The 20,871-nt window shown below is 66.9% G+C and carries 16 protein-coding genes and 1 tRNA gene; 10 read left to right on the top strand and 7 right to left on the bottom strand.

The window, feature by feature from the left end; all coding sequences use genetic code 11:
• Positions 1-219 precede the first annotated feature (219 nt).
• Complete coding sequence (locus ON04_RS06485) at positions 220-2,058, bottom strand: acyl-CoA dehydrogenase (protein ID WP_010540784.1); 1,839 nt, start codon at positions 2,056-2,058, stop codon at positions 220-222.
• A gap of 220 nt (positions 2,059-2,278) precedes the next feature.
• Between ON04_RS06485 and ON04_RS15935 the strand changes: the two genes are divergently transcribed.
• Positions 2,279-3,463, top strand: coding sequence for a hypothetical protein (locus ON04_RS15935; RefSeq protein WP_029457917.1), 1,185 nt, complete (start codon positions 2,279-2,281; stop codon positions 3,461-3,463).
• 72 nt (positions 3,464-3,535) lie between these two features.
• Here ON04_RS15935 and ON04_RS06495 read toward each other — a convergent pair.
• Positions 3,536-3,606 (bottom strand) — tRNA-Gly (locus ON04_RS06495).
• An 82-nt stretch (positions 3,607-3,688) separates the two neighbouring features.
• Positions 3,689-3,943 (bottom strand): hypothetical protein, encoded by a 255-nt coding sequence (locus tag ON04_RS06500; protein ID WP_010540786.1) that lies wholly within the window; start codon positions 3,941-3,943, stop codon positions 3,689-3,691.
• 181 nt (positions 3,944-4,124) lie between these two features.
• On the opposite strand from ON04_RS06500, the gene ON04_RS06505 reads away from it, so the two are divergent.
• The 3 genes from ON04_RS06505 (at position 4,125) to dcd (ending at position 6,528) form a co-directional block, all read left to right on the top strand.
• Entirely contained in the window at positions 4,125-4,940 is an 816-nt protein-coding gene (locus tag ON04_RS06505; protein WP_010540787.1) for a hypothetical protein, read from the top strand.
• A gap of 213 nt (positions 4,941-5,153) precedes the next feature.
• Positions 5,154-5,984 carry a DUF2470 domain-containing protein gene (locus ON04_RS06510; protein ID WP_010540788.1) on the top strand — a complete coding sequence of 277 codons (831 nt, stop codon included), beginning with the start codon at positions 5,154-5,156 and terminating at the stop codon, positions 5,982-5,984.
• Positions 5,965-6,528: a dCTP deaminase gene (gene dcd, locus ON04_RS06515; protein ID WP_010540789.1), complete on the top strand. Its 564-nt coding sequence runs from the start codon at positions 5,965-5,967 to the stop codon at positions 6,526-6,528. The genes ON04_RS06510 and dcd overlap by 20 nt, the downstream gene beginning before the upstream one ends.
• Positions 6,529-6,663: 135 nt before the next feature.
• On the opposite strand, the gene ON04_RS06520 is transcribed toward dcd, so the two are convergent.
• The 4 genes from ON04_RS06520 to ON04_RS06535 form a co-directional block, all read right to left on the bottom strand.
• Complete coding sequence (locus tag ON04_RS06520; protein WP_029457921.1) at positions 6,664-7,917, bottom strand: pyridoxal phosphate-dependent aminotransferase; 1,254 nt, start codon at positions 7,915-7,917, stop codon at positions 6,664-6,666.
• Positions 7,918-8,088: 171 nt separating this feature from the next.
• Entirely contained in the window at positions 8,089-11,298 is a 3,210-nt protein-coding gene (locus ON04_RS06525; protein WP_010540791.1) for a (Fe-S)-binding protein, read from the bottom strand.
• Between the two features lie 173 nt (positions 11,299-11,471).
• Positions 11,472-13,055 (bottom strand): S1 family peptidase, encoded by a 1,584-nt coding sequence (locus ON04_RS06530; RefSeq protein ID WP_010540792.1) that lies wholly within the window; start codon positions 13,053-13,055, stop codon positions 11,472-11,474.
• Positions 13,056-13,179: 124 nt separating this feature from the next.
• Complete coding sequence (locus tag ON04_RS06535) at positions 13,180-14,559, bottom strand: peptidase S1 (RefSeq protein ID WP_081477138.1); 1,380 nt, start codon at positions 14,557-14,559, stop codon at positions 13,180-13,182.
• A gap of 234 nt (positions 14,560-14,793) precedes the next feature.
• On the opposite strand from ON04_RS06535, the gene gdhA reads away from it, so the two are divergent.
• The 6 genes from gdhA to ON04_RS06565 all read left to right on the top strand — a co-directional run bounded on the left by gdhA (position 14,794) and on the right by ON04_RS06565 (position 20,860).
• Positions 14,794-16,140 (top strand): NADP-specific glutamate dehydrogenase, encoded by a 1,347-nt coding sequence (gene gdhA, locus ON04_RS06540; protein WP_010540794.1) that lies wholly within the window; start codon positions 14,794-14,796, stop codon positions 16,138-16,140.
• Positions 16,141-16,439: 299 nt separating this feature from the next.
• Positions 16,440-18,299, top strand: a complete 1,860-nt coding sequence (dnaK, locus tag ON04_RS06545; RefSeq protein WP_010540795.1) for a molecular chaperone DnaK — start codon at positions 16,440-16,442, stop codon at positions 18,297-18,299.
• Positions 18,296-18,490, top strand: a complete 195-nt coding sequence (locus ON04_RS06550) for a hypothetical protein (RefSeq protein WP_010540796.1) — start codon at positions 18,296-18,298, stop codon at positions 18,488-18,490. Before dnaK ends, ON04_RS06550 begins: the two co-directional genes overlap by 4 nt.
• Entirely contained in the window at positions 18,487-19,080 is a 594-nt protein-coding gene (gene grpE / locus ON04_RS06555) for a nucleotide exchange factor GrpE (protein WP_010540797.1), read from the top strand. The genes ON04_RS06550 and grpE overlap by 4 nt, the downstream gene beginning before the upstream one ends.
• A 152-nt stretch (positions 19,081-19,232) precedes the next feature.
• The gene (dnaJ, locus tag ON04_RS06560) at positions 19,233-20,435 is read left to right on the top strand and encodes a molecular chaperone DnaJ (RefSeq protein WP_010540798.1); all 1,203 of its coding nucleotides are present in this window, start codon (positions 19,233-19,235) and stop codon (positions 20,433-20,435) included.
• Positions 20,432-20,860, top strand: a complete 429-nt coding sequence (locus tag ON04_RS06565) for a heat shock protein transcriptional repressor HspR (protein ID WP_010540799.1) — start codon at positions 20,432-20,434, stop codon at positions 20,858-20,860. The genes dnaJ and ON04_RS06565 overlap by 4 nt, the downstream gene beginning before the upstream one ends.
• The last annotated feature ends 11 nt before the right edge of the window (positions 20,861-20,871 follow it).

The raw sequence follows: 20,871 nt of genomic DNA on the forward strand, positions 1-20,871 counted from the left end.
CCACCGACGATGAACTCGCGCGTGTCCCGCGGTACGTGCGCGAGTTCATCGTCGGTGGCAGATTTTGGGCGGGGCGCTGGGTGGGCGGGGCGCTGGGTGGGCGGGGCGCTAGCGAGCGGCGGGGAGTCCTGAAATGCAGCGAATCCGCCACCCATTGAACGGGTGGCGGATTCGCTGCGGGTGCCGCGAGGCAGATGCGGTGTCAGATCCCGGGGAGGATCAGAACGCCGCTTCGTCCAGCTCCATCAGATCGTTGCCGAGGCCGGCGACGATACCGCGGGTGGCGGTGATCAGCGGCAGTTCGTTCTTCGCGAACCAGCTGGCAGCCGCGATCTTGCCCTCGTAGAAGGCCTTGTCGTCGTCGGATGCACCGTCGAGCGCACCGATCGCGACCTCGGCGCCGACCAGCAGGCGCCAGCCCATGACCAGGTCGCCGAACGCCATCAGTAGGCGGACCGACGCCAGGCCGATGGTGTACAGACGCTTGGGATCCTCCTGCGCGGCCATCAGGTGCTCGAAGCAGAGCCCGATGATGGCCTCGACGTCGCCCATCGCGGTGGCCAAGTGCTCGCGCTCGGTGGCCAGCCGGCCGTTCGAGGCGTCGTTCTCGAGGAACTGCTTGATCTGCGCCGACAGGTGGCCCACGGCGGTGCCGCGGTCGCGGGCGATCTTCCGGAAGAAGAAGTCCTGCGCCTGGATGGCAGTGGTGCCCTCGTAGAGCGAGTCGATCTTCGCATCGCGGATGTACTGCTCGATGGGGTAGTCCTGCAGGAAGCCCGAGCCACCGAAGGTCTGCAGCGACTCGGTGAGCAACTCGTAGGCGCGCTCGGAGCCGACGCCCTTGACGATCGGCAGGAGCAGGTCGTTCACGCGGTGCGCGAGCTCGGCGTCGGCGCCGGAGACACGCTTGGCGACTTCCTCGTTCTGGTGGGCTGCGGTGTACATGTACACCGAGCGCAGACCTTCGGCGAACGCCTTCTGCCGGATAAGCGCGCGGCGCACGTCCGGGTGATGGGTGATCGAGACGCGCGGGGCGTTCTTGTCCGCCATCTCGGCCATGTCGCCGCCCTGGATGCGCTCCTTGGCGAACTCCAGCGCGTTGAGGTAGCCGGTGGAAAGTGTGGAAATGGCCTTGGTGCCCACCATCATGCGGGCGTGCTCGATCACGTCGAACATCTGACGGATGCCCTGATTGAGCTCATTGCCGCCGACCATCCAGCCCTTGGCGGGGACGCCGTGACCACCGAAGGTGACCTCACACGTGGTGGAGACCTTGAGTCCCATCTTGTGCTCGACGCCGGTGACGAACACGCCGTTGCGCTCGCCCATCTCATTGGTTTCGAAGTCGAAGTGGAACTTCGGTACGAAGAACAGGGACAGGCCCTTGGTGCCCGGCCCGGCGCCCTCGGGGCGGGCCAGAACCAGGTGGAAGATGTTCTCGAACATGTCGTCCGAGTCAGCCGAGGTGATGAACCGCTTGACGCCCTCGATGTGCCAGGTGCCGTCTTCCTGCTCGACGGCCTTGGTGCGGCCGGCGCCGACGTCCGAACCGGCGTCGGGCTCGGTGAGGACCATGGTGGAACCCCAGCCGCGCTCGACGCAGGTGGCGGCCCACTTCTTCTGCTCCTCGGTGCCGTTCTCGTACAGCACGCCGGCGAACGCCGGGCCGGCACCGTACATGAAGGCGGCAGGGTTGGCACCGAGCATCATCTCGCTGACGGCCCACACAAGGGTGTTCGGGGCGGGCATGCCGCCGAGGTCCTCAGGCAGGCCCATCGACCAGTAGCCGGCGTCGAACCACGCGCGGAACGACTTCTTGAAATCCTCGGGGATCGAGACCGAGTGGGTCTCCGGGTCGAAGACCGGCGGGTTACGGTCTGCGGAGGCGAAGGACTCGGCGACCGGTCCCTCGGTGAGCGTGGCAACTTCCGCGAGGATGCCCTTGGCCGTGTCGGTGTCGAGGTCGCCGAACTCGCCGGCGTCGAGTGCCTCGTTGATGCCGAGAACCTCGAACAGGTTGAACTCGAGATCGCGGACGTTGCTCTTGTAGTGACCCATGACGGTCTTCTCCGATCGGAGTGAGGTGTCGTTGCTGTGTGATTGTCGACGAGAAGGACTCGGTATCAGTGGACACCGAACCTACTCGCCGGTAACAAGACAGATGTTAGTGCGTCGTCAGCGAACAGTCCAAGGTGAGGAAGGCTTCTGATTTGCGGACGTGGGAACTCGGACGATCGGAACGTCCCTCCGGTCCCACGACGTGGGGCATCATCTGAGTATGTCTGATCTTCAGCCGCGGTTCCCCGGGCCGTCATCCTTCATGGACGCCGCGACCCGATTCATCGAGTGGGAACTACGGGTCTCGCGGTACATGCTGTCGATCCCGGCCCGCATCGCGCTCCTGTTGGAAGACGCCGAGCTGATCATTCTCCGGATGAACGCGATCATCGAGAACGTCGAGCGTGCGCTCCTGGCGGTCGACCAGATCATCCTGGCTGCGGCGAAGTCGTTGGACGAGGTCGACGACTCCCTCGCCCGTGTCGGCGGAGTGCTCAGCCGCGCGGATGTCGCGGTGAGTTCGGCCGAGGTGATCGTCGCCCGCGTCGAGACGGCGGTGGATACGGTCGAGCCGGTGATCGACCGGGTGGAGCCCCTCGTCGGTCGTGTGGAGGCCGTCGCGGGCACCGCCGAGGGGCTGGTCGTGCGCGTGGATGCGGCTGTCGGTGACGTAGAGCAGTTGGTCGGACGGCTGGGGGTGGCTGTAGGCGACGCGGAGGGGCTCGTCGTGCGGGTCGATTCGGCGGTGGGCGACGCCGAGGGGCTCGTGCTTCGCGTCGGGTCCGCCGTGGGCGACGCGGAAGAGTTGGTGCTCCGCGTGGGTTCAACTGTCGGAGACGCCCAGGAACTCGTGCGACTGGTCCAGACAACGGTCGGAGATGCTGAGGAACTGGTCCTCCGCGTGGACTCCGCCGTTGATGACGCGGAAGGTTTGATCCTGCGCGTCGACTCGACTGTCGGGGAGGCAGAGGGGCTCGTCACGAGGGTGGCGCCTGTCGTGGAGTTCGTGGAATCGACCATCGCGCAGGTCCAACCGGTCCTGGAGGCCCTGCTGCTCGAGGAGGGTGTCCGGACCGAGCAGGCGAAGGTCATCGCTTCCCGGGTCACCGAACTACTGGTGGTGGCGGACGACGTAGCCACCAAGCTCATGACGATCGTGGGCCGAGTTGCCGACACGGTGGCCGCGGATGATCTCGAGGCGGTCCTCGAAGTGATCGACCATCTGCCGGCAATCGTCCAGGCAGTGGAACGGGATGTGCTGCCGATAGTCAGGTCGCTCGACTCCGTGGGGCCCGAGGTGTCCGAGATTCTGGTGGTGGCCAACAACTGCCTCGAGGCCCTGAACGGCATCCCGGGTTTCCAGATGCTCCGGCGGCGTGGAGGGGATAACGGCAAGCTGAGCTAACTTGCCGGCCGCAAGTCGAGAAAAGCGAAGTCCCTGCTCGCCGCGGTGCGGTGGGCAGGGACTTCGCATCTGAGCCGATGACGGGAATCGAACCCGCGCTGTCTGCTTGGGAAGCAGAAGTTCTACCATTGAACTACATCGGCAGTGCCTGCTGGAGGCCGGTTCAGATTAGCACGCGGCGTATCCGGCGAGGCGGCGGCGGGGCCTTCTATGGGCGCGCCGGAGTCACTTGCCGGAGCTCTTGCGTTTGGCGCTGGTGGTCATCGGCCGCTTGCGCTGGTTGAGCGAAGCGCGGGGCACGAAGCCGAATCCGACGCCGCCGATCACCGCCACCGCGATGGCCCCGATGATCCACGGCGTGGGTGCGCCGCCGCCGGTGATTCCCATGACCACGATGAGTACGGCCAGTCCGACGCACACCCATGACCACTGGGTCCAGCGCCAGATGTACTTCGAGGGCTCTTCCCTGAACTCGTCCATGTGCCCATTTGACCACGTCAGCCGGGTGTGGCGCATATCCGTGGCCACTTCCGGGGCCCCACCGGCTCCTCGCGGAACGTTGATGTGTCCAGTTTCACGCACCCGGATGTTACTGGCGGGTAGCAATTCGGTCGTCGCGGGGGCTTAATGAAGAGGACAGTCCGTTTTGTGGAGGTGCGTGATGGACAACGTGATGGATTCCGTGGTCGAGCGACCGGTCGCCGAGCGTGTGCGCACTGTGCTGGCGCGCGGTGCAGCCGGATCCATGGAGACGGGGATGCTCAGGCGTCCGCTCAGGTCGGCGCGGGTCCGTGACGACGGCACGGTCGTCCTGGTTGTGGATGTGAGCGGCATGTCCCGCGAGGCCGGTGACGCCGCCCGGGTCGCGTCCGTCGGAGCCGCGGCCGCCATCGAGATCGTGGACTCTGTCTGCACCGGACGATGCCGCGGGTCGGCACCGCGCCCGTCGTTCGCCCTGGACGGGCGCCGGCCGGGAGGTGCCGGACAGTGCGACGACGAGTGCGTCGTGGCCCGCGGGATCGTCACCCTCTCCGGGATCGTGACCGCGTCGTCCGAGGCGCGCCCGCGCAGGCTGGTCGCCGCAGACGGTGTCGGGGCAGGCCGGGAAGGGGAGGGGCCCTCTCTGCGGTTGAGCGAGCTGCAGCCGCTCGAGATCACCTACGTCTCCGCTGACGGGGTGCACATGATCCCCCGTGCCGAACTGGCCGCCGCAGGGGTCGATCTGATCGGGGTGGACGAGCAGGCGTGGCTCCGGCGCCTGGCCTCCGATCCGGGCCTCGCGAGCCGTCTGGCACTGCGTGCAGGCCAGCAGATCGCGGGTACCGATCCGTGGGTCGTGGGCCTGGACCGGTGCGGTGTGGATCTGGCGATCGATTTCGTGGGAGGGGGTTTCCGCGAAACCGTTCGACTGCCGTTCTCGCAGGCCTGTCGCGATTCCGAGGATGTCACGCGCGAGCTCGCCGCCCTGTCTGGGTAGGCCGTCGGCGAAGGTTGGCAGGGGCCGTCACTGAGTCTCGTTCCCTGACTACCGGGATGCGCCGCGGAAAATATTCCCGAAATCACTTGCGCTTGAGGTAAGCCTTACCTAAGTTTATCGGCGCGGGTAGTCACGTCCCCGCCCCCGGACCGTTCCGGCGCCAATCCCTGAGGCGCCGGAACGGGTCGGGTACGACGACGAGGGAGAAGGCGAATGCGAGCACTAGTGGGGCCCGTCCCCGAACCGGCCGAGCGGGCGAGTTCAGCCCTCCGCCGCTGCCCCACCGGCACGGTCGAACTCGATGGCAGGCCCGCGTTCCATTCCGCTGGAGACAATCCAGCCGTCGCGAATCCTGCTTTCGGCCATCCCGCGATCACAACCTCGGTGCAGTTGGTGCACCAGGTCCCAGACACCGCCGACCTCTGGATGGCGCTCCCGATCGCGGACGCTGCCACGATTCCGTTCGGCGGCACGCGGGCCCGACTCGAGGTGCTCGACGAGATCACCGGGGGAGCGGCACAGGGCCAGTGTCGTCGTGTCGTCGTCGTCGACGGTCTTCTCGAGGCTCCCGGAGTGCGCGCACAGCGTCGAGCCGCCGCCGACATCGCCGCTGATCTCCCCGATTCCGTCCTGCTCGGGGTGGGCACCGACATCGCCCTGGGCCGCCTTCGCGCCGACCGCATCCGCCTCGCCGACCATCACGGCGTGACCGATATCGCTCCGGACGACCTCGCCACCTCCGGCCCCGACCCCTTCACTGACCTCGAAGGACACTGGCTCGAGCACCTCAACGACCCGCGCTGCGATGTGGTCCCGCGGATCGCCCTGCGCGTCTGCCGCTGCCTGCCCGCCGAACGGCCCCTGCTGGTGGGGATCGACCGCGCCGGCGTGGACCTCGAGATCGTTGACCGCGAGGACCGGGTCCACCGCAAGCGGCTGCCGTTCGCCGAAGCGTGCGCCGACGTGCGCGGACTGGGCACCCAGCTCAGGCTCCTCGCTGGCGACGCACGGTACCCTCTGGATCGTGCTGCTCTCCGACCGTGACCTCCGTACCGAGCTCGCCGACGGGCGGCTCATCATCGACCCGCTCGACCCGACGCTCATCCAGCCATCGAGTATCGATGTCCGCCTCGACCGGGTGTTCCGCGTCTTCAACAACTCGCGCTACACCCACATCGACCCCGCGCAGCAGCAGGACGAGCTGACTGAACTGGTCGAGGTGGCAGATGGCGATCCCTTCGTGCTGCACCCCGGGGAGTTCGTGCTGGGCGCCACCCTTGAAAGGCTGGGCCTGCCCGACGACCTCGCCGGTCGTCTCGAGGGCAAGTCCTCCCTCGGACGACTCGGCCTGCTCACACACTCGACCGCCGGATTCATCGATCCCGGTTTCGACGGCCACATCACGCTCGAGCTGTCGAACGTGGCGAACCTGCCCATCACCCTGTGGCCCGGGATGAAGATCGGTCAGCTGTGCCTGTTCCGGCTCTCCAGCCCCGCCGAGAACCCGTACGGCAGCGCATCGATGGGCTCCAAGTATCAGGGACAGCGCGGACCCACGGCGTCCAAGGCATACCTCAACTTCCAGTGAGCTGAACTCCCGGCGGGCATCCGCACCCGCAGATGCACTCCCGCCCCCGTGTCGGACAGCCGCCCGTGAGCAAGAACTCGCGCGTGCGCGCCGGCGGTGGCGGGAGTTCATCGATGGTGGCGGATCTGGCCACCGCTACTGCCGGTACGAGCTGAGGAAGTTGCCGATCCGCTCGATCGCCATGCCCAGATCCCGGCCGGCGGGAAGGGTGACCACCCGGAAGTGGTCGGGATTCGGCCAGTTGAAGCCCGTGCCCTGGGTGACCAGGATCCGCTCACGCTCCAGCAGGTCGAGGGCGAACTGGCGGTCATCGTGGATCTCGTGGACGTTCGGGTCCAGTTTCGGGAACACGTACAGCGCACCCATGGGCCGTATACAGCTCACGCCGTGGATCGAGTTGAGCTTTTCCCACGCGATGCCGCGCTGCTCGTGAAGTCGGCCGCCCGGCTCGATGAGCTCGTTGATCGACTGGTAGCCGCCCAGGGCGACCTGGATCGCGTGCTGCGCCGGAACATTGGGACACAGTCGCGTGGATGCCAGGAGTTCGAGCCCCTCGAGGAACCCCGCCGCGTGGGCCTTGGGGCCCGTGATCGCGAGCCAGCCCGCCCGGTAGCCGGCCACCCGGTAGGTCTTGGAGAGGCCGTTGAAGGTCAGTACCAGCAGGTCAGGCGCCAGCGTCGCGATGGAGATGTGCTGCGCCTCGTCATAGACGATCCGGTCGTAGATCTCGTCCGCCAGGATCAGCAGACTGTGCTCGCGGGCCAGGTCCACGATCCCCTGCAGCACCTCGCGGGAGTAGACCGCCCCCGTCGGGTTGTTGGGATTGATCACCACGATTGCCTTGGTGCGCGGGGTGATCTTGGACGCGATGTCCTCCAGCGACGGGTTCCAGTCGTCCTCCTCGTCGCAGAGGTAGTGCACAGGCTTACCGCCGGCGAGCGATGTCATCGCGGTCCAGAGCGGATAGTCCGGGGCTGGTATCAGGACCTCGTCGCCGTCGTCGAGCAGCGCCTGCATGGTCATGGTGATGAGTTCCGAGACGCCGTTGCCCAGATAGATGTCGTCCACACTGAGTCGAGGGAAGCCGGGCACCAGTTCGTAACGTGTGAAGATCGCGCGGCGGGCCGACAGTATGCCCTTGGATTCGGAGTAACCCTGCGCGTGCGGGAGCGCGGCGATCATGTCCCGCATGATCACGTCCGGCGCGTCGAACCCGAACGGAGCCGGGTTGCCAATGTTGAGCTTGAGGATCCGGTGCCCCTCGGACTCGAGCTGATTGGCTCGAGCCAACACAGGGCCGCGGATCTCGTAGAGGACGTCCTTGAGCTTGGAGGACTGGTCGAGCGTGCGCGGCTGGCGGAGCGAGCGTCCCGGATTCTCAGGCGTCATACCTGCCGATTGTGCCACCTCGGGCGCAGTGTCCGGGGTCACCCGTACTTTGCGGCGCGATCGCGAGACCGGCCAGTTGGTCACGCCACGCTGGCAGGGATCCTCCGGCGAAATGACCGCGGCCCGTGATCAGAACCTCCTGATCACGGGCCGCGGGCGTGGTGCGTCAACTCAGCCGAGCGACAGTCCGTATCCGCCGGACTTCTTCGACCGGGGGATCGCCCCGCCCGCTGCGGGCTTGGCCGTTGCGTCGGCATCCGAGGTCTCCGCAGCAGCGTCAGTGGCTGTATCGGTGGCCGTTCCGGCGGCAGCCTCCGCCTGTGCCGACCCTTCTGCCTTGACGTGCTCCGCCTTGACATCCTCCGCGTCGGCGTCCGGGGTCTCCTTCGGCTTCTCGGTTGCCGGAGCAGCCGCAGCCTTCGGGGCGCCCGGGGCCTTGGGGGCACCGGGAGCCTTGCCCGATCCCTTGAGACCCAGCCCGACGGTCGGCTTGGCCGGTGCCGCAGTCTTGGACTTCGTCTCCGCCGCCTCGCTGGCGTCCGACTGGGTCTCGGGTGCGGGAGCAGCAGACTCGGGTTCGACGGGTGCCTTGGCACCGGCCGGAGCCTTCGGAGCACCCGGGGCCTTTGGAGCACCTGGAGCCTTCGGGCCGCCGGGGGCCTTGGCTCCGCCACCGAGTGAGAGTCCACCCGACTTGGGTGCACCCTTTGTCACGCCGGTCGTGGCCGGAGCCGAGCCCTCGGCGGCTTCCCGCGTCTCCTCGGTGCGCTCGGCGTCCTTGACCGCGGACTGGGCCTCGGTGCCGGACGCCTTGCTCGCGCCCGGGGCCTTGGGGCCGCCCGGGGCCTTGCCTCCGCCGCCGAGCGAGAGGCCGCCGGACTTGGGGGCACCCTTGGAGTCGGCCACTGCTGCGCCGGTCGCGGCGGCACTGGCAGCACCGGCGGTTCCGGCTGCCGAGACCTCGGCGCCCTCGCCCTTGTCGACGACCTCATTGTCCGCTGCGTCCTCGGTGGGGGCAGTGGGAGCGGCGGACTTGGCGGCGGCGTCGCTCTCGGCCTGTTCGGCCTCCTTCTCGGCCGTGGTCTTCTCGCGCTTGGGCTTCTCGAGCCACTCCGCTTCACGCGGCTCGGGCAGGCTGCCGTCGCGGGAGACGGACTCCAGCAGAAGCTGTGCAACGTCCACGACCTCGACCTGGCCCTCGAGCTCGGTGTCGGCGGTCTGGGCGGTGGCGCCGTCGGAGAGCATCACGCGGCAGAACGGGCAGCCCGTGGCGATCTTCTTCGGCTTGACCGAGAGTGCCTCGTCGACGCGGTCGATGTTGATGCGCTTGCCGACCGTCTCCTCCATCCACATACGCGCGCCACCGGCGCCACAGCACATCGAGCGCTGTCCGTGACGGGGCATCTCCTTGAGGGTGACACCCGACCCGTCCATGAGCTCACGCGGCGCCTCGTACACCTGGTTGTGGCGGCCGAGGTAGCAGGGGTCGTGGTAGGTGACGTCGCCGTCGATCGGCGCCACCGGCACGAGCCGCTTGTCCCGCACGAGGCGGTTGAGCAGCTGCGTGTGGTGAACCACCTGGTAGTCGCCGCCCAGCTCGCCGTACTCGTTCTTGAGTGCGTTGAGGCAGTGGGCGCAGGTCACGACGACTTTGCGCTGGGCGGTGGGTACGCCGTCAAAGGCGTTGTTCATGGTCTCGATGTTCTGCTCCGCGAGCATCTGGAACAGGAACTCGTTGCCCGCGCGGCGCGCGGAGTCACCGGTACAGGTCTCTCCCTGGCCCAGCACCGCGAACTTCACACCGGCGGTGTGCAGCAGAGTGGCCACGGACTGGGTGGTCTTCTTGGCACGGTCCTCGAAAGCGCCGGCACAACCGACCCAGAACAGGTACTCGGTGTCGGAGAAGTCCTCGATGTCCGACCCGATGACCGGGATGTCGAAGTCGAGCGCCTTCATCCAGTCGTCGCGGCCGGAGTTGTTCTGGCCCCAGGGGTTGCCCTTGTTCTCGAGATTCTTGAACAGGCCAGCCAGCTCGGTCGGAAACTCGGACTCGATGAGCACCTGGTAGCGACGCATGTCCACAAAGTGGTCGACGTGCTCGATGTCGACGGGGCACTGCTCAACGCAGGCACCGCACATGGTGCAGGACCACAGGGCCTCGGGGTCGATGATGCCGGCGGCGGTCGGGTCGTCGTTCACATCGGCGGTGGTGGGGCCCACCAGCGGACGCTGAGCCTCGAGGCGGGCGGCCTCGGGGATCTTGGCCAGCTTCTTCTCGTCCGGGTTGCCATCGGCGTCGACAAGCCCGACCTCCTCGCCCATGACGGTCTTTCCACCGGCAAGCAAGTACGGAGCCTTGGCGGCGCCGTGATCGCGCAGCGACATCATCATGAGCTTGGGGCTCAGCGGCTTGCCCGTGTTCCAGGCTGGGCACTGCTCTTGGCAGCGGCCACACTCGGTACACGTGGAGAAGTCCAGCCAGCCCTTCCACGAGAAGTCTTCGATCGCGCCGGCGCCCAGCTTCGGCTCGAAGTCCTCGTCCTCTTCAGTGAGCTCTTCGACCTTCTCCATGGTCAGCGCGACGCCGTCCATGGTCATGGGCTTGAGGGCGCCCAGCGCGGTGCGGCCGTCGGCCTCGCGCTTGAAGTAGATGTTGAAGAACGCGGAGAAGCGGTGCCAGGCGACGCCCCAGGTGATGTTGCGACCCACGACGTACAGCCAGATCATGCCGGTGAGCAGCTTGATCAGTGCGAAGATCGAGACCATCAGTTCGTTGGCCGGGAGGATCGTCGACAGTGGTCCGGTGACCCAGTCGGTGGCCCAGTGGAAGTCGTTGCCGTCGGCGGCCTGCAGCGAGAGCTTGCCGGCCTTGACGAAGATCATGCCCAGGCCCTCGAGGAGCACGACGGCTTCGACGAAGTAGGCGGCCTTACGGTCGGAACCGACGAAGCGGTTGAGTCCGCGCCGATGGTTGACCTGGCGGATGATGATCAGCACGACGATGCCGATGACGGTGCCCAGGCCCAGGAACTCGTCGATGGCGTGGTACCAGGTCTGGTCCGACAGCCACGGCCAGCCGCCGCGTGGGTTGAACGTCTGGATGTAGGCCTCAAACCAGACGATGAAGCCCAAAAGGAAGCCCACCATGACAAACCAGTGGAAGAACCCGACCGAGCGTTTGCGAGCCATCCGGGTGTGGATACCCACTTCGACGACGACGTTCTTGAGCCGGGAGAACACCGGCCCGAATCGATTGAAGCCGTCCTTCTGGCCGAGCATGATGCTCCGCACCATCCGGGAGACTCCGCCTATGAAGGAGGCCCAGCAGAAGAGGCTGAGCAGGACGCCTATCGTCCCGAGGGTGATGGTCACGCCTGACATGGTTCGCGGCCTTTCGTCGCACTTATCGACGCACGGGCGCTACTGGACCAGCGTGGCGCCCGTCGACTGTGTCGAGGTCAAAGGTATGTCACGAAGGCCCCGTCGGACGAGTTGAGGCTGCCCTTACTGGAGCGGACTCGACTCGCCGGCGGGGCCTGCGTGTCATGAGGGTTTCAGTTGTCGCGCAGTGACAGGCCGGGGTGGGCGGCCAACACGTCGGAGATCGGGACCGCCGACAGGCGCGGGGTGATGCCGGCTGCGCGGGAGACGGTGTCGGCATTGGCGCAGGTCCCGGTGTCGGCGACGTTGGATGCGCTCGAAATTCCGAGCGCGCGATCGCCGGAGAACACGACGCCGCCGCTGTCGCCCGGGAGCGCGCACAGGTCGACGGTGAAGGCGTTGTCGATCACCCGCGAGCCCGACACGTCGATGGATGTGCCGACCTGCGAGATCGTGCCGCAGGAGAAGCCGGTGCGGAAGCCGGTCTTGCAGGCCTTCTGTCCCACGACCGGGTCGGCGGTGCCGATGATCTCCTGGGTGTTGCCCTCGCTGCTGCCCACGAGGTTGGTCTGGAAGCGGTCGGCGAACTCGGTGTCGACCGCGATGAGGGAGGTGTCGATACCTTCGCGCTTGGTGTCGCTCATGGTCCCGAACTCCTGGCCGTCGGCGAACGCCGCGCGCGTCCCGTCCTCCCCGGCGCAATGGGCGGCGGTGATGACGACGGGCTTGCCGTCGAGCTCACCGTTGAACCCGGTGGAGCATTCGAGGATCCCTCCGGGGACGGCGACCTGGTAGGCGGTGCCTCCCACAACCGGGCCGGAGGGCGCGGTCTCGGCCGCCTTGACCTGGCCGGCGGGGGTCGGGGTGATCGGGTTGGGCATGGCCTGGCTCATGCCGTCGATGATCGATCCGGTGCCGGGGGTGAGGCCCGACAGGAGATCGACGACCGTGCGCAGCGGTCCCTCGGGGATCACGCCGGCGTCGTTGAGCAGGCTCAGGCTGCCCAGTGATCCGGGGTCGCCGGCGGTCTCCGGCACTTCACGGGCGGTGGCGGGTTCGAGCCCGTCCATGGTCGGTCCGCCGTCGGATCCGGTCGCGCCTCCCTCGCTGCCGAAGGGCGCGGTGTCGGTGGCGGGGTCGGGAGCCTCGATCATGTCGATCTCGGCGAGGTCGCGCAGGCGGGCATCGAGGTTGCCCAACTTTGCTGCTTCGCCGCCCCGGGTGGTCACCACGACCGCGTTGCGGGTGGGATCGACGCGGACGTCGGTGACGAGTTTTTGCAGGTCTTCGGGGAAGCCCTCGACGACCTTGACGACCTGGCGCTCTCGAGCGTTCAGCTCACTCGTTGTCATGGCGACGTCTCGGACGGTGAACCCGGCCCGGGTTGCTTCCTCGCGCAGTCCCTCTCCGTTCGGCCCGTTGACCACGCCGACGAGGCCGGTTCCCGCCTCGTCGAGCCAGACCCCGCCGAACGCCTCGCGGAACTGCTGCTCCCACTTGGGGCGGGCCTCGGAAAGCCGCTCGCCGACACCTGCCTGGTCGAGGAACTGCTCCGGCGTGAGCCCGAGGTCGCGCTTGAGCGCATCGACCAGGCTCGTGAGTTGGGGGCCGAACGCGTCGGTGAGTGCCGGAAGCGTCTGTTCGGCGGCGGGGACCGGGGCGGGGGTCGTGTGAGAGGGGATCGCGCCCGCTGGTGCTGCGGAGACGACCAGCGCCGCGGCAGCGGCGAGGGCGACGAGTGTGGGTGAGGTGCGCATGTTGGCCTTCCGTGATGCACGGGTGGACGACGGCAAGTCGACCAGTTGCGGCCCAGATTACGGAGATGTGATTAACGAGTCCAGTGTGACACGTGTGATTAATGTGATTGTTGGGGTTTCTCGGTCATAGCGCACCGATCTGTAACCCCGGGAAACGCGACTCGATCGACTTGACGGTCACACCGACCATCATGGGGACCGTGCCGTGGTGGAGTCTGAGGTCGCGGTCGGCCTCGTCGCAGCTGCTGTAGGGCGCTCCGGCGGCGTTGAAGGCATTGGACAGGCTCGTGACCGCCACGGCGCCGGTAGCGGAGAACACCACCCCGCCACTGTCTCCCGCGATCACACACAAATTGATCTCCACTCCTCGGTGGTCAGATGTCGAGGCGGAGCCGACGCCGGTGACCTTCCCGCAGGTGTAGCCGGTGGTCTGACCGAACTTGCACAGGGTCTGCCCCTTGACGGGCGACTGGCTGTCCGAGAGTGCGAGAGGTTGAGCGCCCCGTGAGCGTACGTGTGAGTTACGGAAGCGCGACTGGTCCTCGGAGTCGATGGTGACGAGGGCGGCGTCGAGGATCGTGTCGGCTTCCTCGTTGGTGAAACTGCCGAGCTGAGTCCGGTCGAGAGTCTGTTCTGAGATCGTGCCGGGGGAGAAAACGGATTTGGATGTCGCGGGATCGGCGAAGGTGCTGCAGTGGGCCACGGTGATGTTGACCACCTTGTTGTTCCGGATCCCATTGAAGCCGAGGGAGCAGATGTTGGACGCGTCGCCGGAGGGGGACGTGACGTAGATGGGGGATCCACCGACCATGGAATCCGGCGGCAGCGTGGACGGGAGCGGGTCGACGGGATTCCCGGTGCCGGGCGAGGCATCCGGCGGGGCTGTCGAGGATCCGACGGAGCCCTGTGCCGGGCGGAACCCGCCGGGACGCACGCTGACCCCGAGTTCGGCAGGCGGAGGAGGAGCGGATCCGGATTCGCCGGTGACCATCGTGACCTCACCGGTGGACGGATCCACATCAATCGTCGCGATCCGGTCCCGTTGTGCCGGGGGTAGGGAGTCCGCCCAATTCTGGAGTCGATCCGCGGTCTCGTCGAGCTCACGCGCCGGTGCTGGGGCGTAGGAGACGGTGAAACCTCGTGCGAGGGCGTCGTTGATCAGCAGGTCCGAGCCGTCTGCACCGTGCACCACCGCGATCTGCCCGGAGTCCCCGACGATCTGAACGCCGGCGAAGGACGACGGGAAACTGGCGGTGTACTCGGCCGAGGCGGCGGCAAGTAAGTCCGCCAGCGAGGACTCCGAACTGAACTCTGCACGGGTGGTCCCGACCTCCGCGAGGGCATCCTCGAGTGAATGGTGTTCGATGGCGCTCGTCGCGCTGGTGCCGGCGCCAGCCCGGGTGCCGTCGTCGGGTTGGGCCTGGGCGGCGACGGGCACCGTGACAACGGCCACAGCGAGTAGGGCGCCGATACTCCACTGGCGAGGTCGCGGGAGAGGTCGCATGAAGTTTTCCTATTCGCTCATTAGTGCCGTTCAGCCGAGTCAGCCACGTGTGATCCTAAGGTGCGCTCCACATCTATGAACAGTTTCTTCCGTGTTTTTCAGTCTCGCCGGTCACGGGCTGAGTCGGAGATTCGGCACCAATACCGCTAGGCTCCCTCTTCGGCAAGGACGCACGCGTCTTCACCAATCACTTCACGCAGGTGTCTTCACCAAGACTTATCGACCGGAGGTCCCATGTCCGACGCAGACGCCGCACTTCACGACGCTCTCGACACCGTGGTGCGACGCAATCCCGGACAGGTTCTCTTCCGGCAGGCCGTCCACGAGGTTCTCGAGTCCCTTGAGCCCGTCATCCACCAGCACCCCGAGTATGTCGAGGGCGGGATCCTCAAGCGGATCATCGAGCCCGAGCGCGTGATCTCCTTCCGTGTGCCATGGGTCGACGACGCCGGTGTCGTCCAGGTCCAGCGCGGCTTCCGGGTGCAGTTCAGCTCCGACCTCGGCCCGTACAAGGGCGGCCTGCGCTTCCACAAGTCCGTGGACGAGGACACCCTGAAGTTCCTGGGCTTCGAGCAGGTCTTCAAAAATGCCCTCACCGGACTCGGACTGGGCGGCGGCAAGGGTGGCTCCGATTTCGACCCTCACGGTAGAAGTGACGCCGAGGTCATGCGCTTCTGTCAGTCGTTCATGGCGGAGCTCGCTCACCACATCGGCGAGGATCTCGACGTCCCCGCCGGTGATATCGGTGTGGGTGGCCGCGAGATCGGCTACCTGTACGGCCAGTACCGGAAGGTGACAGGCCGCAACGAGGCCGGCGTCATCACCGGCAAGGGTGTCGGTTACGGCGGCTCGTGGGCGCGTACCGAGGCCACCGGCTACGGGCTCGTCTACTTCGTGCGCGAGATGCTCCGCGACACCGAATACCAGCTTGAGGGTTCCCGGGTCGTGGTGTCCGGATCGGGAAACGTGGCACTGTACGCCGCGAAGAAGGCCGCCCAGCTCGGCGCCACCGTCGTGGCCTGCTCAGACAGTCAGGGCTACGTCATCGATGAGGACGGGCTCGACCTGGACCTGCTGTCGGACATCAAGGACGTTCGCCGTGAGCGGCTCACGGCGTACGCCGAGGAGCGCGGAAATTGCACGTATGTCGAGGGCCGTTCGGTGTGGGAGCTCGAGTGCGACATCGCGCTTCCCTGCGCCACGCAGAACGAGCTCGACGGCGACGCCGCGCGACTGCTGGCGGACAACGGCTGCCGGGTGATCGCCGAGGGCGCCAATATGCCGTGCACCGAGGAGGCCGTCCAGGTGATCCACGAGCGGGGCATCCTGTTCGGCCCCGCCAAGGCCGCCAACGCCGGCGGTGTGGCGACCAGCGGTCTGGAGATGCGTCAGAACGCCGGACGTCTGCTGTGGGACTTCGAGCGCGTGGACTCCGAGCTCGATCGCATCATGACCAATATCCACGCCACGGCCGCCGCGACCGCCGAGGAGTACGGTGCGCCTGGTGACCTGGTCGCCGGAGCCAACATCGCCGCGTTCCGTCGGGTGGCCGACGCGATGCTGGCCCAGGGCGTCATCTGAGTTGGTCCCGCGGCGCCGCCGCATCGATAAAGAGCGTTCCGCACACTCCGTCTTCGGGCGATGTGTGCGGGACGCTCTTTTTGTTGAGCTGGGCCTGCTCAAGTTTCAGTGTGAGTCCGGTCACCCCCGGAATGGATTCCGCCACCACGCGGTTGTAGGGAGTGTCAGACTTCAGTGGATCAGACTCAAGTAGGGTTGACCCGGCAACCTCCACGGAGGCATCCTAGGGTCTCAATCCGGTCCTTGAGCCGGGCCCGCTAAACACGAGTCAGAATTTGTCGAAAGAGAAGGAGATCACCATGGGACGTGCAGTAGGTATCGACCTGGGCACCACCAACTCGGCCGTCGCCGTGCTCGAGGGCGGCGAGGCCAACGTCATCGCTAATGCCGAGGGCGCTCGCACCACCCCGTCGGTGGTCGCGTTCGCCAAGAACGGCGAGGTCCTCGTCGGCCAGCCCGCCAAGAACCAGGCGGTCACCAACGTCGACCGCACCCTCCGCTCGGTCAAGCGCCACATCGGCACCGACTGGAAGTCGGATTCGATCGACGACAAGACGTACACGCCGCAGGAGATCAGCGCCCGTACGCTGCAGAAGCTCAAGCGTGACGCCGAGTCCTACCTCGGTGAGGACGTCACCGACGCCGTGATCACCGTTCCGGCCTACTTCAACGACGCGCAGCGCCAGGCCACCAAGGACGCTGGCCAGATCGCCGGACTCAATGTGCTCCGCATCGTCAACGAGCCCACGGCCGCCGCGCTGGCCTACGGGCTCGACAAGGGTGAGCAGGAGCAGACCATCCTCGTCTTTGACCTCGGAGGCGGAACGTTCGACGTCTCCCTGCTCGACATCGGCGACGGTGTCGTCGAGGTCCGCGCGACCTCCGGCGACAACCACCTCGGCGGCGACGACTGGGACCAGCGTGTCGTCGACTGGCTGGTGGAGAAGTTCAAGGCGCAGAACGGCATCGACCTCACCAAGGACAAGATGGCCCTGCAGCGTCTGCGGGAGGCCGCCGAGAAGGCCAAGATCGAACTGTCGAGTGGACAGTCCACCTCGATCAACCTCCCGTACATCACGGTTGACGCGGAGAAGAACCCGCTTTTCCTGGACGAGACGCTGACCCGCGCTGAGTTCCAGAAGATCACCCAGGACCTGCTCGACCGCTGTCGTAAGCCGTTCCAGGCAGTCATCAAGGATGCCGGGATCTCCGTGTCGACCATCGATCACGTGGTCCTGGTGGGCGGTTCCACCCGTATGCCCGCCGTGAGCGACCTGGTCAAGGAGCTCACCGGCGGCAAGGAGCCCAACAAGGGCGTCAACCCGGACGAGGTCGTGGCCGTGGGTGCCGCGCTGCAGGCCGGCGTGCTCCGCGGCGAGGTCAAGGACGTTCTCCTGCTCGACGTGACCCCGCTGTCGCTGGGCATCGAGACCAAGGGTGGCGTCATGACCAAGCTCATCGAGCGCAACACCACCATCCCGACCAAGCGGTCCGAGACCTTCACCACGGCGGACGACAACCAGCCGTCCGTTCAGATCCAGGTCTTCCAGGGTGAGCGCGAGATGGCTGCGCAGAACAAGCTGCTCGGCTCGTTCGAGCTGGCCGGAATCGCGCCGGCACCGCGCGGCGTGCCGCAGGTCGAGGTCACCTTTGACATCGACGCCAACGGCATCGTGCACGTGACGGCCAAGGATAAGGGCACCGGCAAGGAGAACACGATCGTCATCCAGGACGGCTCCGGTCTGTCCAAGGAAGAGATCGACCAGATGATCAAGGACGCGGAGGATCACGCCGCCGAGGACGCGAAGCGTCGCGAGGAGGCGGACGCCCGCAACCAGGCTGAGTCCACGATCTACCAGACGGAGAAGTTCGTCTCGGAGAACAAGGACGGCGGCAAGGTTTCCGCGGACCGCTTCGAGTCCATCGAGGCCGCTATCGCCGAGGCCAAGACCGCGCTCGAGGGTTCGGACGTCGAGGCCATCAAGGCGGCCGTGGAAAAGGTCAACACCGAGGCCCAGGCCGTCGGCCAGGCCATCTACGAGGCCTCAGCGGCCGAGGGTGCAGAAGCCGGTGAGGGCGCGTCCGCGGGCTCGGATGACGACGACGTGGTCGACGCCGAGGTCGTGGACGAGGACGAGTCCGAGGGTGGTTCCAAGTGACCCGGCCCGAAGGCACGCCCGATCCCGGCGCCCCCGAGGCCACCGATGAGGAGTCCGTGGACGAGAAGTTCGTCCAGGACACCCCGGTGGCCCCCGAGGCCGAGATCGTGGCCGAAGGCGAGTCCGACGTCTCGACCAGTGAGATCGAGAGTGCGGCTGATGATGAGACACTTCGAGGTGAGTTCGAGTGACCACACCACATGCGGACGGGCCCGAGGCGGACAAGGCCGCCTGGGCAGGCGGTGACGCCGAGGACGTGGCCGCGGCTCAGGTCGCGGACGAGCAGGCCGAGGTCGAGGGCGAGCTCGTCGAGGACCCCGACGCCGATGCCGACGCGTCGACGGACGAGGGGCGGGGCGCCGATGCGACCGCCGGGCTGCAGGCCCAGCTCGATGAGCGCACCGCGGACCTGCAGCGGGTATCGGCGGAGTTCGCCAACTACCGCCGTCGTGTCGAGCGCGACCGACAAGCGATGATCGACTCGGCCAAGGGCTCGGTCCTGTCCGAGCTGATCCCGCTGGTCGACGACCTCGAGCGGGCACGAGAGCACGGGGACCTTGAGGATGGGCCGCTGAAGGTCTTCTCCGACAAGGTCCGCGCGCTCCTCGCCTCGCAGAAGGTCGATGCCTTCGGCGAGGAGGGAGACCCGTTCGACCCATCCCTCCACGAGGCCGTGCAGGACGAGTCTGAGGGGTCCGAACCGGTCCTGGGCACGGTCCTGCGTAAGGGCTACCGCCACGGCGACCGGATCCTGCGAACGGCCATGGTCGTCGTTCGCTGAGTCCCCACCGGTGTGCAGGTGCGTCCCGTCTTCCGCCGGAGCGCACCTGCACACTGCTCTAGACCTGAATGGCGCGTGCGAGAGAAACGCGTAGAGAAGTAACCCGTAGAGAAGAAGAATCCAGTAGAGAACCTCAGGAAAGGAGGCGTCTGGTGAGTCAGCGCGAATGGGTCGAGAAGGACTACTACGCCGAACTGGGCGTCTCCAAGTCCGCAACGCAGGACGAAATCCGCAAGGCGTACCGCAAGCTCGCCCGCGAGAACCACCCGGACTCCAATCCGGGAAATACCGCCGCCGAGGAGAAGTTCAAGCGGATCAGCGAGGCCAACGACGTCGTGGGCGACCAAGCCAAACGCAAAGAATACGATGCGTTCCGGGCGCAGGTCTCCTCCGGCGGCTTCGGTGGCTTCAGTCCGGGCGGTGGCGGCGGCGGTGGCTACACAAGCACCGGCGGCGACTTCGACCTCGGCGACCTCTTCAACGGCGGCCCCGGCGGTGCTGGTGGTGCCGGCGGTGCCGGAGGGTTCTCCGACCTGTTCGGTGGACTGTTCAACCAGAGCCGCGGCGGCGCCGGTGCAGGTGCGGGCCGCGGGCGGGCCCAGCGGACGCGTGGCGGACAGGACGTCGAGACCGCACTGACACTGTCGTTCCGCGAGGCCGCCCTGGGCGAAACCGTTCAGATCAAGCTCTCTTCGGCCTCGCCGTGCCTGACCTGTCACGGCAGTGGCGCCAGGCCCGGCACCAGTCCGAAGGTGTGCGGCACCTGTCACGGTGCCGGCGTCACGCAACGCAACCAGGGCGCGTTCGGGTTCGCCGAACCGTGCGCTGACTGTGGCGGCACCGGATCGAAGATCGACGACCCGTGTGTCGATTGTGCAGGCAGTGGCGTCACCGACCGCACCCGCACCATCAACGTCAAGGTCCCCGCGGGAGTTCAGAACGGTCAGCGAATTCGTCTGTCCGGCCAGGGCGAGGCGGGGTTCCGGGGCGCGCCTTCGGGCGACCTGTACGTGACGGTCACCGTTCAGAAGGACGCGGTGTTCGACCGCGACGGGGCGGACCTGCTCGTCGACCTGCCGGTGTCCTATCCCGAACTCGTGCGGGGTGCCCAGGTGTCGGTGCCCACGCTGTCCGGCCGGGTCACCGTCAAGATCCCGTCCGGGTCGCGGGACGGTCAGATCCTCCGCGTCCGTGGTCGCGGCATCGCCCGCAAGTCCGGGACCGGCGATCTCAAGGTCACGCTCCGGGTGGCTACTCCCCCTGCCGGGACCGCGGAGGCGGAACTAGCCGCCTACGACGCCGCGCTCCGCGCCGCGGGCTTCGATCCACGGTCGGGTTGGGCCGGGTCGGCATGAGCCCCCGGCGGGACGTCGGGGAGCTGGGGCCGGACGACAGCGTCCTGGTGATCTCCGTCGCCGCGGAATTGTCCGGCCTGCACGCGCAAACCCTACGTACCTACGATCGACTGGGGATCGTCATCCCCGAACGCACCAGCGGTGGCGGCCGACGCTACTCACTGCGCGATGTCGCACTGTTGCGGGAGGTTCAGCGCCTGAGCCAGGAAGAGGGCGTCAACCTCGCCGGGATCAAGCGGATCATCGAGTTGACCAACCAGGTCGATGCACTTCGCAGTCGCGTGTCCGAACTGGTCGACGAGGTGGCCGCGCTCCGCCGCCGTACCGGAACGGCGGGTCGGGCCGGTGAGTTGGTCCACGTACCGCGCTCCACGTCGGTCGTGGTGTGGCGGCCTCGTCACGAACGTGAGCGCCGCGAAGACTGAGGTAAGGCTTG

The sequence above is a fragment of the Dietzia alimentaria 72 genome, assembly GCF_000226215.1.
Taxonomy (GTDB): domain Bacteria; phylum Actinomycetota; class Actinomycetes; order Mycobacteriales; family Mycobacteriaceae; genus Dietzia; species Dietzia alimentaria.

Excerpts from the sequence above, each read along its gene's own strand:
- ON04_RS06485 (WP_010540784.1), bottom strand. The coding sequence starts at position 2,058 with ATGGGTCACTACAAGAGCAACGTCCGCGATCTCGAGTTCAACCTGTTC.
- ON04_RS15935 (WP_029457917.1), top strand. The coding sequence starts at position 2,279 with ATGTCTGATCTTCAGCCGCGGTTCCCCGGGCCGTCATCCTTCATGGAC.
- ON04_RS06500 (WP_010540786.1), bottom strand. The coding sequence starts at position 3,943 with ATGGACGAGTTCAGGGAAGAGCCCTCGAAGTACATCTGGCGCTGGACC.
- ON04_RS06505 (WP_010540787.1), top strand. The coding sequence starts at position 4,125 with ATGGACAACGTGATGGATTCCGTGGTCGAGCGACCGGTCGCCGAGCGT.
- ON04_RS06510 (WP_010540788.1), top strand. The coding sequence starts at position 5,154 with ATGCGAGCACTAGTGGGGCCCGTCCCCGAACCGGCCGAGCGGGCGAGT.
- ON04_RS06520 (WP_029457921.1), bottom strand. The coding sequence starts at position 7,917 with ATGACGCCTGAGAATCCGGGACGCTCGCTCCGCCAGCCGCGCACGCTC.
- ON04_RS06525 (WP_010540791.1), bottom strand. The coding sequence starts at position 11,298 with ATGTCAGGCGTGACCATCACCCTCGGGACGATAGGCGTCCTGCTCAGC.
- ON04_RS06530 (WP_010540792.1), bottom strand. The coding sequence starts at position 13,055 with ATGCGCACCTCACCCACACTCGTCGCCCTCGCCGCTGCCGCGGCGCTG.
- ON04_RS06535 (WP_081477138.1), bottom strand. The coding sequence starts at position 14,559 with ATGCGACCTCTCCCGCGACCTCGCCAGTGGAGTATCGGCGCCCTACTC.
- gdhA (WP_010540794.1), top strand. The coding sequence starts at position 14,794 with ATGTCCGACGCAGACGCCGCACTTCACGACGCTCTCGACACCGTGGTG.
- dnaK (WP_010540795.1), top strand. The coding sequence starts at position 16,440 with ATGGGACGTGCAGTAGGTATCGACCTGGGCACCACCAACTCGGCCGTC.
- ON04_RS06565 (WP_010540799.1), top strand. The coding sequence starts at position 20,432 with ATGAGCCCCCGGCGGGACGTCGGGGAGCTGGGGCCGGACGACAGCGTC.